This window comes from Colwellia marinimaniae (genome assembly GCF_002207865.1).
In the GTDB taxonomy this organism is placed as follows: Bacteria; Pseudomonadota; Gammaproteobacteria; order Enterobacterales; family Alteromonadaceae; genus Colwellia; species Colwellia marinimaniae.
In genome coordinates, this window is record NZ_BDQM01000566.1 from 1 (window position 1) to 230 (window position 230).

Sequence of the window (230 nt, forward strand, 5' to 3'; positions counted from 1 at the left end):
GCCATTAAGACCATGCTACAAACGCGTCTGGACGCCATAGTCGCGCAAGTAGCCATAGTGCGTGAACATATGCCCACGGTAATGCAATGGCAGCGTGATAAGTTAACTAACCGTCTGGCCGAGATCACCGGCGAATTGGATCCTGCCCGTCTGGAACAAGAGATGGTCATTCTCGCCCAGAAGATGGATGTGGCAGAAGAGATGGACAGAATCGACGCCCACGTCGCAGA

Annotated in this window: 1 protein-coding gene; it reads left to right on the forward strand. The window is 53.5% G+C overall.

The window, feature by feature from the left end; translation table 11 throughout:
- A partial coding sequence (locus MTCD1_RS20510; protein ID WP_143760246.1) for an endoribonuclease YicC domain-containing protein occupies positions 1–230 on the forward strand: 230 nt, incomplete at both ends.